The following is a 16,555-nucleotide window of genomic DNA, read 5'->3' as shown; positions in this document are numbered from 1 at the left end:
CGGTCTCAGATAGGGTCCCAGTCGATCACGTCGGGCGAACGCTCCAACGCGTAGAAGTGCTTGCGCATCGCCGGCACGGCAATGTCGGCAATGCGTTCGGGTGTCCAGCCTTCGCTGTGATGCACCGTGCGCAGCGGACGCGGCTGGCTGATCAGCATGATTTCGTTGGCGCGCACCGCGAAGATCTGCGCGGTGACTTCGCTGGCCGCGTCGCTGGCCAGGAACACGGCCATTGGCGCCACCTTGCCCGCTTCCATCTTCTTCAACTTCTCGACGCGCGCTTTTTCTTCGTCGGTTTCCGCCGGGATGGAACTCGTCATGCGGCTCCAGGCGAAGGGCGCAATGCAGTTCGAACGCACGTTGTAGCGCGCCATGTCCAGCGCGATGGATTTGGACAGCGCCACGATGCCCAGCTTCGCGGCGGCGTAGTTGGCCTGGCCGAAGTTGCCGATCAGACCCGAGGTGGACGTCATGTGCACGAACGCGCCCGATTCCTGCTCGCGGAAGTACGGCGCCGCCGCGCGGCTCATGAAGAACGAACCGTTCAGGTGCACGTCGATCACCTGGCGCCATTCCTCTTCGCTCATCTTGTGGAAAACGCGGTCGCGCAGATTGCCCGCGTTGTTGATGACGGCGTCGATGCGTCCGAAGGCGTCGATCGCCGTCTGCACGACGCGGCTGGCGCTGTCGTAGGCCGCCACGCTGTCGGTGTTGGCAACGGCCTGTCCGCCGGCCGCCACGATTTCGCGCACGACTTCCTGCGCCGGCCCTTCCGCGCCGCCTTCACCCGTCAGCGACACGCCGATGTCGTTCACCACCACCTTGGCGCCCGCTTCGGCCATCGCCAGCGCAATGCTGCGCCCGATGCCGCCGCCCGCGCCGGTGACGACCACTACCTTTCCGGAAACGATGCCGCTCATTGACTCTGACTCCTTTGCTGCGGCGCACGCGCCGTCGTTGGAAAACAGTTCCGCATCAACCGGTCTGGTTCATGGGAATGCCCCATGGTAGATTCGTGACGGCATTCGAAGAATTCAAAATTAGAAATGCCCCCCTTCTGCGTGGTGGAACATGAGACATGATTTGACCGACCTGCGTTTGTTTTTGAACGTGGGCGAAACCCTTAACCTGACCCGGGCGGCGGAGCGCACGTTCCTGTCCTTGCCGGCGGCAAGCGCCCGGGTCAAGCACATGGAAGAAGCCTTCAAGGCGCGCCTGTTGGTGCGGCTGGCCACGGGCGTGGCGCTGACGCCGGCGGGCGAAGTGCTGCTGAAGCACGCCAACGCCGTCTTCCGCCAACTGGAATGCCTGAACGCTGATCTTCAGCCCTATGCCAGCGGCCTGAAAGGGCGCTTGCGGCTGCTGGCCAACACCACGGCCACCAATTCCTTCCTGGCCGACGCCTTGTCCACCTTCCTGGCGGAAAACCCTGACGTGGATGTCGAGCTGGAAGAAAAAATTTCTGGCGACATCGTCATCGCCATCCGCGCGGGCGCGGGCGACCTGGGGCTGGTGGCCGGCAATATCGACGTGGAAGGGCTGGACGTCACGCCGCTGTTTCGCGACGAGCTCACCGTGGTGACGTCGCTGGACCACCCGCTGGCCGCGTCCAAGTCCGCGCACTTTGTGGACCTGGTCGACGCCTATCAATTCGTGGGCATCCACCCGGACAGCGCCATCCAGACCTTTCTGGAGGACATCGCCAGCGGCCTGGGCAAGCGCATCTGCCAGCGCGTGCATGTCGGCAGCTTTGAAGCGGTGTGCCGCATGGTGGAAGCAGGCGCCGGCATTGCCGTGGTGCCACGCGCCTGCGCCGCGCGTTACAGCCGGCCCGATGCGCTGCACGTATTGAAGCTCGAAGACCCCTGGGCGCTGCGCGACCGCTTGCTGTGCCGACAGCGCGGCCGAGACCTGCCCAGCTTTGCCGAATGCTTCATCGAACACGTGCAACGCGCCGCGCGCGGACAGTAGGCGCACGGGTTCAGTACGCGTTGCCTGTCGTCCCTTTGGCCTGCGCCGGATGTCGTATCCGCGCCAGGCCCTAGGGAAAATCCTGTCCGCTCACCGAACATTCAATTCGTGCGAAAGAGGGGCTTTTGAAAATGTGTAGCGGCGAATCCGGGCGCTCGGCAAATAATAAAAAAAGCGCAATCAGCAAGCGCGCATAAAAACGGCGGGCGGCAGTACCAAGCTTGACCGTGCATAACACCAAGACCTGGAGACTGCAGTGATTGATCCTCAACGCCGCCGCGTGCTCGCGGGGCTGGGCGCCACGTGCGCCTCGGCCGTACTGCCCACCTTGTTCCCTTCCGTTGCCCGCGCCGCCACCTGGCCCGGCCATGCCGTGACGTTCATCGTGCCGTTTCCGGCGGGTGGGCCGGTGGACACGACCGCCCGCTTCACCACGCAGCCCTTGGGCCAGATGTGGTCCGTGCCCACCGTGGTGGACAACAAGTCGGGCGCGGGTGGCATCGTCGGCGCGCAGTTCGCGGCCAAGGCGGCGCCGGACGGCTACAACTTCTTCTTCGCCTCGATCCACCACGCGGTGTTGCCCAGCCTGCGCAACAACCTCACTTACGACATCACCACCGACTTTGTGCCGGTGGGCATGGCGGCGGTGTTTCCCATCGTGCTGGTGGTGAATGCGTCGGTGCCGGTGAACACGGTGAGCGAACTGATCGCCTATGCCAAAAAAAATCCCGGCAAGCTGTCGTTCGGCTCATCGGGCACGGGCGGCGGCACGCATCTGGCCGGAGAGCTGTTCAACGCCATGGCCGGCACGCGCATCCAGCACGTGCCCTATCGCGGCAGCGCGCCCGCCATGCAGGACTTGCTGGGTGGACAGGTGCAGGTGATGTTCGCGGATGGCCCGTCCGCAGTGCCGCACTTAAGCGGCGGCAAGGTGCGCGCGCTGGGCGTGGGCAACCCCACGCGGTCCAGCATGCTGCCCAACGTGCCCACCATCGCCGAGTCGGGCCTGCCCGGCTATGAGGCCTATTCGTGGAGCGGCGTGATGGCGCCCAAGGGCACGCCGCCCGACATCGTCAAGCGCATGAACGCCGACATGGTGAAGGTGCTGTGGGACCCGGCCACGGCCAAGGGCATGATCGCGGCAGGCGCCGAACCCAAGCCCGGCACGCCCGAGCAGTTTGGCGAATTCGTGCGCAACGAGATTGTGAAATGGCGCGACTTGATCAAGACGGCGGATATCAAGCTGGAATAGGGCAGATGAGATAGCGCAGATGAAATAGCGCAGACCGCATCGGGCAGACCGCATCGGGCAGATTGATGAACGCCGGATACGGGCTTCGGATTGTGGTCCCGCATTTCAGAATTGTTCTATATCTGTTTGGCGTGGGGTCGGCTAGGCTCCTGGCAGGAAATCCATACGGACTCTGCCATGCCCAGCCAGTCGACTTTCCGTTTCACCTTTCAGCCTGCGAAGGCAAGTGCGATCGGCGTTGCCTTCGACGTCATCGAGTTCACGCTGGACGAAGCGCTGTCGGAAACGTATCGCTTGACGTTGTGGCTATCCAGCACGGAATCCGACATGGATTTCGGCGCCATGCTGGACGGAGCGGCCTTGTTCACGATCTGGCATGGGGCGCAAGCAGCGCGCTACGTACACGGCATTGTCACTGAATTTGAACAAGCCGGCACCGGCTTTCGCCGCACCCGCTATCGGGTCGTGGTTGAACCGTCTTTGGCGCGCGCCGCGCTATGTTCCGATTGGCGCATCTATCAGCACCTGTCCGCGCCCGAGATCATGGCCGACGTGATCAAGCGCCAGGGCATCACCGACTACGAACAGATCAGCACCTGCGAACACCTGCCTCGCGAATATTGCGTGCAGGCAGGCGATACAGACTTGGCGTTCCTGGACAGGCTTGCCGCCGAGGAAGGCTATTTCTATTACTACGCGCATTCCGACGCGGGACATCGTCTGATACACGGCGACCGCATCACCCTCAACGACGACATCCCGGGTGGTCCGGTCATCTACCACCCCACTTCCGGCGGCGACCCGCCCGCGCCCGGCTTGCGGCGTTTCAGCTATGCCGAGCGCGTGCGCACCGCCATCCAGACGCAACGCGACTACACCTATACGAACCCCCGGTACCAGCAGGAACACAGCGCCGCCGCCGCGGCTCAGCCCCATCAAGACACCCGTTACGAGCGTTATGACTATCCCGGCCGCTACAAGCGCGACGAGGCCGGTAATCCCTACACCCGAACCCGCCTGCTTGGACGGCGTAACGACACTTGCACCGCGTCCGTCGAAGGTGACGACCCGCGCCTTGTTCCCGGCCTGGCCTTTCTGTTGCAGGGCCACGCGCGCACCGAGTGGAACCGCAAGTGGCGCCCGGTACGTATGCGTCACCACGGCGTTCAGTATGTCAGCCAGGAGCAGGACGGCGCGGACGCCAATCTAGGCACGCACTACGGCTACACGGCTGAACTCGTGCCTGATAAAACCGACTGGAAGCCGGCGCCGCGCGGCAAGCCGTGCATCGATGGCCCACAAACGGCCACCGTTGTCGGTCCGCCCAACGAAGAAATATTCTGCGACGCCCATGGCAGGATCAAAGTGCAATTTCCGTGGGACCGCCTGGGCCGCAACAACGAACACAGCTCTTGCTGGATCCGCGTGTCCCAGGACTGGGCGGGCGCGCAGTGGGGGCATATGGCGGTCCCGCGTATCGGTCAAGAGGTCATCGTGAATTTTTTGAACGGTGATTGCGACCAGCCAATTGCCATGGGGCGGCTATTCCGCGAAACCAACCTGCCTCCTTACGCGCTGCCTCGCCACAACACGCTCAATACCGTCAAATCGAAAGAGCACAAGGGGCACCGGGCGAACGAACTGCGGCTGGACGATACCTCGGCACAGATCAGCGCGGCGCTGATGAGCGACCATGCCGCATCCCAGCTGCATCTGGGTTATCTGACGCAGCCCAGACCCGAAGGCGGCGCGCCCCGTGGTGAAGGGTTTGAGCTGCGCACGGACGGACAGGGCGCGGTGCGGGCGGCAAAGGGACTATTGTTGACCACGGACGAACAAGCCCACGCCAAGGGCGGGCAGCTATCCCGCAACGAATTGGTGCAGGGCCTGGAAAGCGCTCTGGAACTGGCCCGCAACCTGGGCGAATACGCGGCGGGCCATGAGGGGCTGACGCATGATCCAACACGCCAGCAGCGGCTGACTGACGATGTGCGGCATCTTGGGCACGGCGCCAACGACGAAGCACAGGGCAGCAACGGAGGTCAACCCGTTATTGCGTTGAGCAGCCCGGCGGGCATTGCCATGGGGGCAGCGGCGTCGGTCACCCTGGCCGCAGGCGGCAACGTCGACACCGTTGCGCAGAAGAACCAGCACCTGACGGCGGGGCAATCCGTCGTCATGAATGCGGGGCAGGGAATCAGTCTATTCACGCAAGGCGGGGATATGCGGCACATCGCCCATCAAGGCCAGATGCTGTGGCAGGCGCAGCATGGCAGCGTACGCGTGCAAGCCGATAAAAGCGTTGAAATTTCATCGGCCGACGCGCATGTCCTGGCGGTTGCCGACAAGCACATCACGCTGTTGTGCGGCGGGGCCTACATCAAGATGCAGGATGGCCAGATTGAGTTCGGCTGCCCCGGCGCGTTCACAGTCAAGGCGGCCAGCCATCAGATGCTTGGGGCGGCCAGCTTGGCGGCGGAGCTCCCTAAATTCGACCTTGGCCAGACCCAACGAAAATTCATCGTGACCCTGCCGGACGGCGTGCGCCCGGTGGCCCACCGCCGCTACACGATCACATTGAACAATGGCGAAACCGTCCACGGCGTTACCGATGCGGAAGGCGCGACGCAGTTGATGGAAAGCGATGCGATGCACATCGCAAAGCTGGCTGTGCACGACGCCGATTGACGCGGCCATGTCGGGCCGTGATGCGATCGGCGTGGCTGCCTGCGGGCCAATTCACTTCGACCAAGGAGGTTCCATGGCAACAAGTTCCGTCCCATTGACGGGCCAGCCCGAGGCGCTGCTGTTGCCCGGCGCGCGTCCTGCGGTCGTGCGGGTGCAACAGGCAAAGCCCTGCGTGGTGATTCTGATTCACGGCGTGAATGATCTGGCAGGCGTGTATGACGACCTGGAAACCGGCATTTGCATGGGCTTGAATGAGCGGCTGGATCACTTGAAGGCCGCAGACGGCAGTAGAAGCTGCGCCGCGCTGAATCCCGCCAGATACCGATTGCCCGCCGAGGATCAGGGCGCGGCGCCTAACCCCGACGCCGTCTACTATCGCCGCCGAGCGTCGGTTGGCAAGTTCGGCGGCGCGTCGCGCAGTGTCGTCATACCGTTCTATTGGGGCTTTCGCGAGGAAGAACAATACATCGACAAGAAGACCGAACACGGCGAGTGGCTGGACCGCTACCACAACAGGCTCGACAAAGACGGCATCAAGCAGGGTGGGATGTTCGCGAACGCCACGACTTCCATACCGGATATGTGGGGTGAGGGCTTCTCCGGCAAGCTGATGGGCCTGCTGCCGATCAACCCCTTATTTGGTTCGCCTGATCATCCTCTGGTTATGGCGCCCAGCCGCAAGTACATGCTGCTGGCGGCCAAGCGCCTGGCCATGCTGGTGAATATGATTCGCGCCTATCGCCATCCTGACGGCAAGACCACCGGCGAGAACGACACGATCAATGTGGTCGGCCATAGCCAGGGCACGCTGATCACCCTGTTGGCCAACGCCTTGCTCAAGGACGAAGGCAAGCGGCCCGTGGACGCGGTCATCATGATGAACCCGCCATACAGCCTGCTGGAATCCCGCTTCGAACGCATGGAGATGTCCGAGGCGCAGCAGACCACCGAGGCGCGCGTGACAACGCTTGCGAACATCGTCGGTTTCATCGGCGCCAATCCTAACCCGGTGCCCACCTTTGTCCAGATGGCCGACCCATCAAGCCCTGCCTGCATCGGTGGGTTGCGTTGGAATGGACAGCAATGCCAGACCACGCTGGAGGGCAAAGACGTTGCCTTTCCCGAACGTGACAATCGCGGCCGCGTGTTCCTCTACTTCACGCCCGAGGATAAAACCGTCGGCATGCGCAACGTGCAGGGTATCGGCTGGCAAGGCGTTGCCGACACCTTGACTTACCAAGCCATCCCTGCGCGCAGGCCTCGGACGACGGTGGATTTTGTGCCCACGATGGTGGGCAACATGGCGAAGCAGTGGGCAGGCGATATTTACGGCCCCGGATTGTCCGCGCTGGGAAGCCATTTTCATCAACGCGTATTCACGATGCGAACGCGCGATGGCGAGGGCCAAGCCATTGGTCTGCCACCCACTCAGGACTACGTCTTGCGCCATCAACATGAAAGCACATGGGAGGGTTCGGGCATGGGCTTGCCGCAGCGATGGGCGGCCAGCGCTGACTTCGCGCCCGGCCAGTCGGTGCCCATCAACGCGCCAGCCCTGCCGCTGCCATTCCTGGCCGACTTCAGGTCGGGCGGCGTGGTGATGGCCGAGCAGGCATCGGCGGGTATTGCACCGGTACACGCGCCGGATGATCCGATTGATGCATCGATTGCCATTACGAACAAGGGAATACGTGTGGCGGGTACCCGCGTGGTGACCTTGCCGCAAAGCGCCGGGCCTGTCCCGCAAACCTATAGCTCCCGCAGTGGGGGCATGGCGTATGCGCCATTGCTTGAAGCTGAACTCACGGGTTTGAACGACCCGTTGCGTAACCCATACAGCGCGCCGGAGAACAACGAATGGGCGGCGGACTGGCACCGGATCACCCAGGTCGACCACGTGGGCGGACGTCGCTTTAACGTGACATATCAGGAAAGCCCGAACGAAGCGCGCCGCCGAAGAATGGACGCGGGGGTGGACGAGCAGAGCCCGATTTCCTTTCATTCCTCCATCCCCGCGAATGCCATGCATAGCCAGCGGGCGATGGCGTATGACTTGGCGATAGGGCAGGCACGCAGTATTGATGATGAGCCGTTCTATGCGTATCTGTGCAGGGTGGCGGATTGGAGGATGGCTTGGGTGGAGTTGGATGAAGAAGCCGACACCGAAAAACTGCCCGACGAAGCGATCCAGGAGTACTACAAAAATGAAAGCTCCGACAACCTCGAACTCATCAATGCTACCGATCTCTATCGAAGTAGGAAGATTGCGCTCTATGGCGAAGATGGGACGTTGTCGAGTAGGGGAGGCGGCAGCTTGCCTGCCTCGATCCATCAAATGAAGTTACCCACCTTGGTGTCTACGCAGACCCGAAAGGGCAGAGATGCCGGCCGCCGTCTCACGGCTGGGGACGGGGGGGCGGAATGAAGTTCATATCTTGCACTATGGCTCTTATGTTGGCCGCTACGCTCCAGCAGGAGGTGTTCGCCGAGGCTGGAAGCTTGAAGAAGTCTTCCGAGCGGAAGGAAGTGGCTTGCGAATTACCGCCAGCGCCTGACGCGTGGATTCCCGTTGTCTCCATTCCGCAAACCCCAGGAGTCGCGATGTCTACTTCCTCTGCTCCCTCCTCATCCCCTCGCCTGGAAACTCTGGATATCGTCCGCGTTGGATTAAGCCTGGACGTCTATCGTCAAGGCCAGGTGTGGGCGCAACTGCTACAGCAGAATTCCGCGCAAGCCGAGGTTTTGCATGTTGGAACGGCGTTGCAGGTGGACCCTGCATTCTATCCAACCATCGCGGAAGACAAGACGACTGCCTGGGTGCAGCGTAAAGCCAACGCGTTGGAGTTGGCGCTGCGCGGCTTTCCTGAGCGCTGGATGATCCCCTCGTTAACGGTCGTGCGCGATTACGATTCGAAGCAGGATCAACTGCGCCATTCTCCGGAAAGGGTGTCAATTTTCCTGAACGGGATGGCCGATCGAGCGATGGGGCCTGCGGGCTTACATTGGCACCGCAGTAAGCCGCTCAGACCGGGCGTGATCTGCAATAACACGCCCGAGGAATTTGTGGGCTATTTGTTCAGAGTCTTTGAACAGAATCTCGATATGCCGGCGCTTCTTGTCTACGCGTTGGACTCCTATGCAATGCACTCCGCCCTGGGCACTCGAGACGACAAGCCCATCGGCCTGGCTTCCGGCCCTCGCCAACCCGGCGAACTCACAGACGCCGTCACCGCCATCGTCTTCGCTCGCCCCGAGCGTCTGGACTGGCTGCGTGGCTTCGCCAAATACACCAAACCGCACAAGAACGACATCGACCCCGCCTTCACCGGTTGGCGCCGCAACCCGCCATACTCCTTCCAACCCAGCCCCTGGTTCCCTCAACCCATCACCGAACGCGGCTTCCAGCAATGGGACCGCCTGACACCGTTGGCCCGGTTGCACCGCCCGGTCGAAGTCTCGCTGCAATCCGACGGCATTCCCCTGAAAGGCGAGGTTCGCCATGCGGCAATCGCAAACGCCTGGACACAGGCCGTGACGCCTTTGTCCCACGCGCCTACACGAGTCTTCTACGACGCAGGCTTGAACCGCTCTGCCTTGGCAGATCTGCTCCCCGCTTTGCAACTAGCCGACAGCCCGCTGGACCTGCTGGCTTCTGACCAAAGCTATGACCTGACTCAGCGCCTGGGCGACACGGGCGCGGCGTCTCCCTTCGTGGGAATTGCGCTAGCCACCATGGCCAGCTATCTGAACGCCGACACCAGCGCCATCGTCCCGCTGCGCCGTGACGACCGGGTCACGGTGATCACCATCAGTTCGCCCACGCCGGGCCAGAAGCCGGCGGACGATCCCTTCGGCGTGAAGCTGCGCCCGCAAACCCGCACCTTGAGTGAAGCGCTGTCACCAGAGTTTCTGCAGCGGTTTGCGGACCTGACGCAAGAAAGCCGGCGCAATGCCCCGCCACCTGCTCGGTATGTGGACCCGGAGAAAATCGCGGCCGAGCAGCGCTTGCTGGATCAGTTCATCGCTGGCGGGCCGAGTATGGATTTGTTGGGGAATACGGAAAATTGATGGCGCCGGTACAAGCTAGCCCGCTGCCACCACCAGCGCCGCCCGTGCACTGCGATATTCCGCTTCCAACTGATCTACCAGCGTCGCTATCGACAGGATCTCCTGCGCCGCGCCCACGCCTTGCCCGGCGCTCCAGACATCTTTCCACGCCTTGGGCCGTGAGTTCTTGTCCATGTTCGCGGGGGGCGCTTCGCCATTGCGGGACAAGACCACGGGGTCCAGTCCCGCCGCCAGAATGCTGGCCGACAAGTAGTTCGCGGGTACGCCCGAAAAGTACGGGGTGTAGGTCACGTCAGCCGCTTGCGCTTGCAGCACCATCTCGCGGTACGCGTCGCCCGCCAGGGATTCCTGCGTGGCGATGAAGCGCGTGCCCATGTAGGCAAAGTCGCAGCCCAGGACTTCGGCGGCAAGCACATCCTTGCCATGGCTGATGCAGCCCGATAGCGCCAAGGGGCCATCGTAGAAAGCGCGGATTTCGTTGATGAGCGCAATGGGGTTGATCTGGCCCGCGTGGCCGCCCGCGCCCGCCGCTACGAGGATCAGGCCGTCGACCCCCGCCTCCAGTGCGCGCTTGGCGTGCCGTACGTTGGTGACGTCGTGATAGACCAGCCCGCCGTAGGGATGCACGGCTTGCACCACGGCTTCGGGGGCATGCAGTGACGTGATGATGAGCGGCACGCGCCGTTCGGCGCAGATGGCCAGGTCGCCCTGCCAGCGCGGGTTGCTGGGGTGGATGATCAGGTTCACGCCGTAGGGCGCCACCTTGGCCGTGGGGTGGGCGCGTCGGCGGGCGGCCAGGCCGTCTTCGATGCGGGTGAGCCAGTCTTGCAACTGTTCCTGCGGACGGGCGTTCAGGGATGGAAAGGTGCCGATGATCCCCACCGCGCATTGCGCCACGACCAGCTCGGGCCCAGAGACCAGAAACATGGGGGCGCCGATGATCGGCAGGCGGGTCTGGGCGCGTAGCGCAAGCGGAGGATGCATCAGTGGGCTCCGGTAGAGGTCAGTTGGCCTGGATGTTGGCGCTTTGGATGACGTCCGACCACAAGGCGTACTCGCGGTCGATACGGGCTTGCAGGGCTTTGGAATCACCCGTGTTGATGGCGTAGCCGCCTTCGGTCATGGCTTTGCGGAACGCGGGATCTTTCGACACGTCTTGCAGCGCGCGGGTCAGGCGGGCCGAGACCGCGTCAGGCAATTTCTTCGGGCCGACCAGCGCGTACCAGCCCACGACTTCGTAGTCCTTCATGCCGGCTTCGATCATGGTGGGCACGTCCGGCAATTCCGGATTGCGGGTCTTGGACGTGACGGCCAGCGCGCGCGCCTTGCCGCTCTTGATGAAGGGAATGGCGGTGCTGGTGATGTCGAACATGAACGTCACCTTGCCGCTGACCACGTCCATCATGGCGGGCGAGTTGCCTCGGTAGGGCACGTGCAGCATGGGTACGTCCGCCTGCTTTTTCAGGAGCTCGGCCGACAAGTGGTTCGAGGCGCCGATGCCGGCTGACCCAAACGACACCGCATCAGGATGCGAGCGCGCGTAGTTGACCAGGTCGCCGACATTCTTGGCGGGAATCTGCGGGCCGATCAGCAGCACGTTGGCGTAATCAACCACCAGCCCGATCAGCGAGAAGTCGCTGCGCGGATCGAACAGCTTGCTGCGCTGGACCAAGGGCGACATGGTCAGGGTGGGGCTGGCGGCAAAGCCCAGCAGGTAGCCGTCGGGCGTGGCCTTGGCGGTGGCGTCCGACGCAATCATGCCGCTGGCGCCCGCGCGGTTTTCCACCACGACGGTCTGGCCCAGCTTGTCGCCCAGGTATTTGGCGAAGACGCGGGCCGTGGTGTCGACGGGGCCGCCGGGCGCGTAGCCCACCAGCAGGCGGATGGGGCGATCGGGATACGCCTGGGCGCTGGCCGAGGACGCCACGGCGAAGGCTGCCGTGGCGGCGGCCACGGCAAAAAGGGTCTTGAGTTTCACGCTGTTGTCTCCTTGTGGTTAAGAGGCCGGTCGTGGAGCGGAAACAGCGAGTCCGCGCCTACGCCAGCCTTTCTTTCAGCGGTTGCTTCAGAATTTTTCCGCTGACGGTCGTGGGAATGGTGTCGATGGGAATGATTCGAGCGGGCCGCTTGTACGGCGCCAGTTGCGCGCGCAGGTGCAGCATCAAGAGTTCGGTGTCGACCTTGGCGCCGGGCAGGGGCTCGACAAAGGCGATGACCTCTTCGTTCTGGTCGGCGGTGTTGCGGCCCACCACGGCGGACAGGCGCACGCCCGGGAACGCGTTGATGACCGACTCGACTTCGATGGGGTAGACGTTGAAGCCCGAGCGGATGATCAGGTCCTTGGAACGTCCCGCGATGAAGAGCGCGCCGCTGTCGTCGACGTAGCCGATGTCGCCCGTATTGAGCCAGCCGCCGGGCAGCAGCGCTTGCGCCGTTTGTTCAGGGCTGCGGTAGTAGCCCAGCATGACGCCGGGGCCACGGATCAGGATGTCGCCGCGTTCGCCGGGCTTGGGAGCGTCGGCGTCGGGGCTGCCCAGGCGCAGCTCGACACCGTCCACCGCATAGCCCGCCGAGCAGTCGTCGCGCGGTTCGTCGATGCGGGTGATGAACATCGAACCCGCGTATTCGGTGATGCCGTAGCCGTGATGCATGGCCACGCCGAAGTAGCGTTCGGCGTCGCGCTTCAGCGTGGGGTCCAGCGCCGCGCCGCCGGTGTACAGGTAGCGCAGGGCGGGGGCGCGCAGGTCGGCGCGGGGCGGGGCCACGGCCATCATGCGGCTGAACATGGTGGGCACGCCCTGCAAGATGCTGACGCCGGGATGCGCCAGGGCCTTGAAGGCGTCTTCAGCGTCAAAGCGGCTGCGCAGCACCAGGCTGGCGCCCGCGTGCACGGTCGCCATCAGCACGGTGGCGATGCCAAAAATGTGCGACATGGGCAGCGCCGCGTAGCCGATGTCGTGCGGCGTCAAGCGCCGCGACGCCGCCGACACGCGCGCGAAATGCAGCAGGCCCCGATGTGGCACCAGCACACCCTTGGGCGCGCCGGTGGTGCCGGACGTGTAGATGACGGTCGCCACTTCCGTGGCCAGCGCACCGGTTTCCGCGTGGGTGGGGGTGGCGGCGCGCGCGGCCTGCACGCCCGGCCCCCAGACGGCGGGGTCCGCATCCACCGCGCCGGCAGCAGAGGCGTGGTCGGCAGCCGCGCCCGATACGCCCGTGGTGTAGAGCAGCAGTTCGGGTTGGGCGTGTTGGCGGATGTTGTCGACTTCGCGCGCCGACAGCCGCGCGTTCACGCCGACCGGCCACGCGCCCACCACGCCGCAACCGAACAGCGCCGCGATCATCGCCGTGCAGTTTTCCCCCACCATCAGCACGCGGTGGCCCGGCTGCACGCCTTGATCACACAGCCATTCGGCCACGGCCTGCACGCGCTGCCACAGTTGCGCGTAGGTCAGGGTGCCGCCGCCTTCTTCGTAAAGCACAACAGCGTCGGGTTGCTGGCGCGCTTGCCGCGCCAGCAGTTCATGGATGCGGGTGAGGGGTTCTGCGTGAGACATCGATAGTGCCGTGTGGGTCAACGTGTAAATCAGAGCGTGGCCTGGGTGCCCAGGATGGCGGTTGATTGGCTGGACAGCGTGCCGCCGTTGCCGTGCACCAGCGCGAGTTGCGCGTCCGAGACCTGGCGCGCGCCGCATTCCCCGCGCAATTGGCGCACGGCCTCGATCATGATGAAGACGCCATACATGCCGGGATGCACGCAGCACAGCCCGCCGCCGTTGGTGTTGACGGGCAGCCTGCCGCCCGGTGCAATGGCGCCGTCCGCGATGAAGTCCTTGGATTCCCCCTTGGCGCAAAAGCCCAGGTCTTCCAGGAACAGCAAGGTGTTGATGGTGAAGGCGTCGTAGAGTTCGACCACATCGATGTCGCGCGGCGACACGCCTGCCATCTCAAAGGCGTGCTTGCCCGATTGCGCGGCGGCGGTGACGGTCAGGTCATGCATGGACGAGATCTGCCGGTTCCATACCGCGGTGGCATTGCCCAGCACGTAGACGGGCGGGCGCGGCAGGTCGCGGGCGCGGTCGGCGCGCACCAGCACAAAGGCGCCCGCGCCGTCGGTGACCAGGCAGCAATCGCGCACGCTCAAGGGGTCGGACACCATGCGCGCCGACAAAATCTGGTCCAGCGTGGTGGGTTCACGCAGTTGCGCTTCGGGGTTCAGCTGCGCCCATTGGTTGGCCGCCAACGCCACCTGCGCCAGATGCTCGCGGCGCGTGCCGTACTGGTGCATGTGGCGGGCGGCGGCCAGCGCATAGGACGACAGCGGGCTTAGCGGGTCGTAAGGCGTTTCATAAGGCTGCGGGTCGAACTGCTTGCGCACGCGGCCCACTTCGGCGCGGCTCAGCGTGGACGTGCGCTGCGTGCTGCCATAGCAGACCAGCACGGCATTGCACTGGCCCGACGCCAGCGCGTGCATGGCCGGCAACAGGTGCGCCACGAAGCTGGAACCGCCCAGCATGGTGCTGTCGATGAAGGTGGGGCGGATGCCCAGGTGTTCGATCACCGGCATGGCCCACATCGGCGCGGCGACGCTGGCGGTGCAGATGCCGTCGATGTCGCGCAGCGTCAGGCCGGCGTCGGCCACGGCGCGCTGCGCCGCCTGCACCAGGATTTCCATTTCGGTAAAGCCGTTGGCTTGCCCCAGGCCCGCATGGCCCACGCCGGCAACGGCGACGGCGCCGCGCAAATCGTTAAGCGTCATGCCGCCTCCTGATAGGGGTCAAAGACTACAAGGCCGTGGCCGTCTTGTTGAATGACACGGGCGCGCACGGCCATGCCGATACGCACGTCGGCGGGGGCGATGCCTTCCACGCGGCTCATCAACCGCACGCCTTCTTGCAGGTCGATCAGCGCCACGTTGTAATCACCGCCGGCCTCGGGCTTGCGGCGCACGACGGTGGTGGAATAAACCGTGCCGCGTCCGTCGGCCGGTGCAAAAGCCAGTTTGTCGGCGCCGCAGTGCGGGCAGACCATGCGCGGATAGAACACGGCGCGGTCGCAGCCGCCACAGTGCTGAATAAGAAAGCGGCCCTGGTCGAGCGCCTGGCGGTACTGCGCCTCGACGCCCTGCGACACGCTTTCCTTGGGATCGGAAACAGTCATGGTGCGATGGGATTCCAGTGGATGACGGCTGCTAGTGTCGGCACTGCGGCCGGGTTCTGCCATTCTTCATTGCTGAAGCAGGCCTTTTGCGTATCGGTAGTGGGGACGGCGTGCCTTGCCCTACATCCAGCGCGAAGCCGGTCTTCGGAAGAGGCAGATTGTCCGGCCGCGCGCGCCATGGCTAGATACCGGGCAAAGGAGGTAGACCATGAACCTGACCTGGACGCCGCAAGAGCGCCAATTTCGCGACGAGGTGCGCGCGTTCGCCAGCACGCACTTGCCCGCCGACATCCGAGACAAGGTGGTGCGCCATCAGCGCCTGGAGCGCGACGATTACGTGCGATGGCACAACATCCTGGCGGACCACGGCTGGGGCGCGCCCAACTGGCCCGTCGAGCATGGCGGCACGGGATGGAACGCCTTGCAGCGCCTGATCTTCGAAGTGGAATGCTTCAAGGCAGGCGCGCCGCGCCTGCTGCCGTTCGGCTTGTCGATGATCGGCCCCGTGTTGATGAAATACGGCAGCGCGGAACAACAGGCGCGTCTGTTGCCGCGCATTCCGCGCGTGCAGGACTGGTGGTGCCAGGGCTATTCCGAACCGGGTTCGGGTTCCGACCTGGCGTCGCTGAAAACGCGCGCCGTGCGCGATGGCGATGACTACGTCGTCAATGGCCAGAAGACCTGGACCACGCTCGCGCAGTACGCCGACTGGATGTTCTGCCTGGCCCGCACCGACCCCGACGCCCGCGCGCAGCGCGGCATTTCGATGCTGCTGCTGGACATGCGCGCGCCTGGCGTGACGGTGCGCCCCATCCGCACGCTGGACGGCGGTCACGACGTCAATGAAGTGTGGCTGGAAAACGTGCGCGTGCCGGTGGCCAATCTGGTGGGCGAAGAGAACCAGGGCTGGACCTACGCCAAATACCTGTTGGGCCATGAGCGAACCGGCATCGCCGGCCTGGGCCATTGCCACCGCGAACTGGGCATCCTGAAACAGATGGCGGCGCAAGCGCGCACACGCGGCAAGCCACTGCTGGCCGACAGCCGTTTCCGCGACCGCATTTCGCGTATTGAAGTCGACATCATGGCGCTGGAAATGCTGCTGCTGCGCGTGGCCTCCAGCAACGACGGCACGCCGGGCCCCGAGGCTTCGGTGCTGAAGATACGCGGGTCCGAGATCCAGCAGGACCTGGCCATGCTGCAAATGGAGGTGGCGGGGCCGGACGCCTGGCCTTACGACCCCGACTGGCTGCTGGCCGACCACGACACACACGGACCCGGCCCCGAGATGGCCGCCGCCGCCGGGGCGGGCTATGCCGATATGCGCAAGACCTCCATCTACGGCGGCACGACCGAAGTGCAGAAGGGCATCATCGCCCGCCTGGTGCTGGGCCTGTAGGCCCCGCGCAACCCGAC

12 protein-coding genes are annotated in these 16,555 nt (G+C 64.2%); 6 read left to right on the top strand and 6 right to left on the bottom strand.

Annotation, left to right across the window (positions count from 1 at the left end; translation table 11 throughout):
* Positions 1-5: 5 nt before the first annotated feature.
* The gene (locus M2361_RS24670) at positions 6-920 is read right to left on the bottom strand and encodes an SDR family NAD(P)-dependent oxidoreductase (RefSeq protein ID WP_100853023.1); all 915 of its coding nucleotides are present in this window, start codon (positions 918-920) and stop codon (positions 6-8) included.
* Positions 921-1,071: 151 nt separating this feature from the next.
* On the opposite strand from M2361_RS24670, the gene M2361_RS24665 reads away from it, so the two are divergent.
* The 5 genes from M2361_RS24665 (at position 1,072) to M2361_RS24645 (ending at position 9,979) form a co-directional block, all read left to right on the top strand.
* Positions 1,072-1,971 carry a LysR substrate-binding domain-containing protein gene (locus M2361_RS24665; protein WP_100853022.1) on the top strand — a complete coding sequence of 300 codons (900 nt, stop codon included), beginning with the start codon at positions 1,072-1,074 and terminating at the stop codon, positions 1,969-1,971.
* Between the two features lie 256 nt (positions 1,972-2,227).
* Positions 2,228-3,223, top strand: coding sequence for a tripartite tricarboxylate transporter substrate binding protein (locus M2361_RS24660; protein ID WP_259252431.1), 996 nt, complete (start codon positions 2,228-2,230; stop codon positions 3,221-3,223).
* 177 nt (positions 3,224-3,400) lie between these two features.
* A complete protein-coding gene (locus M2361_RS24655; protein ID WP_259252430.1) occupies positions 3,401-5,911 on the top strand; it encodes a type VI secretion system Vgr family protein in 2,511 nt (836 codons plus the stop codon).
* A gap of 73 nt (positions 5,912-5,984) precedes the next feature.
* A complete protein-coding gene (locus tag M2361_RS24650) occupies positions 5,985-8,336 on the top strand; it encodes a DUF3274 domain-containing protein (protein WP_259252429.1) in 2,352 nt (783 codons plus the stop codon).
* A gap of 176 nt (positions 8,337-8,512) precedes the next feature.
* Positions 8,513-9,979 carry a DUF2875 family protein gene (locus tag M2361_RS24645; protein ID WP_259252428.1) on the top strand — a complete coding sequence of 489 codons (1,467 nt, stop codon included), beginning with the start codon at positions 8,513-8,515 and terminating at the stop codon, positions 9,977-9,979.
* A 15-nt stretch (positions 9,980-9,994) separates the two neighbouring features.
* Here M2361_RS24645 and M2361_RS24640 read toward each other — a convergent pair whose 3' ends face one another.
* Genes M2361_RS24640 through M2361_RS24620 form a run of 5 tightly spaced genes read right to left on the bottom strand, consistent with a single transcriptional unit; the run spans position 9,995 to position 15,139 of the window.
* Positions 9,995-10,963: a nitronate monooxygenase family protein gene (locus M2361_RS24640; protein WP_259252427.1), complete on the bottom strand. Its 969-nt coding sequence runs from the start codon at positions 10,961-10,963 to the stop codon at positions 9,995-9,997.
* Between the two features lie 19 nt (positions 10,964-10,982).
* Positions 10,983-11,957: a tripartite tricarboxylate transporter substrate binding protein gene (locus tag M2361_RS24635; RefSeq protein WP_259252426.1), complete on the bottom strand. Its 975-nt coding sequence runs from the start codon at positions 11,955-11,957 to the stop codon at positions 10,983-10,985.
* A gap of 58 nt (positions 11,958-12,015) precedes the next feature.
* Positions 12,016-13,536, bottom strand: coding sequence for a class I adenylate-forming enzyme family protein (locus tag M2361_RS24630; protein ID WP_259252425.1), 1,521 nt, complete (start codon positions 13,534-13,536; stop codon positions 12,016-12,018).
* A 29-nt stretch (positions 13,537-13,565) separates the two neighbouring features.
* Positions 13,566-14,738 (bottom strand): thiolase, encoded by a 1,173-nt coding sequence (locus M2361_RS24625; RefSeq protein ID WP_259252424.1) that lies wholly within the window; start codon positions 14,736-14,738, stop codon positions 13,566-13,568.
* Positions 14,735-15,139 carry a Zn-ribbon domain-containing OB-fold protein gene (locus M2361_RS24620; RefSeq protein WP_259252423.1) on the bottom strand — a complete coding sequence of 135 codons (405 nt, stop codon included), beginning with the start codon at positions 15,137-15,139 and terminating at the stop codon, positions 14,735-14,737. Before M2361_RS24620 ends, M2361_RS24625 begins: the two co-directional genes overlap by 4 nt.
* A gap of 208 nt (positions 15,140-15,347) precedes the next feature.
* Here M2361_RS24620 and M2361_RS24615 point away from each other — a divergent pair, with 208 nt between their 5' ends.
* Positions 15,348-16,538 (top strand): acyl-CoA dehydrogenase family protein, encoded by a 1,191-nt coding sequence (locus M2361_RS24615; RefSeq protein ID WP_259252422.1) that lies wholly within the window; start codon positions 15,348-15,350, stop codon positions 16,536-16,538.
* Positions 16,539-16,555: the final 17 nt, after the last annotated feature.

The organism is Achromobacter sp. JUb104 (assembly GCF_024806975.1).
In the GTDB taxonomy this organism is placed as follows: Bacteria; Pseudomonadota; Gammaproteobacteria; order Burkholderiales; family Burkholderiaceae_B; genus Achromobacter; species Achromobacter spanius.
This window is presented reverse-complemented; position numbering and strand designations above follow the sequence as displayed.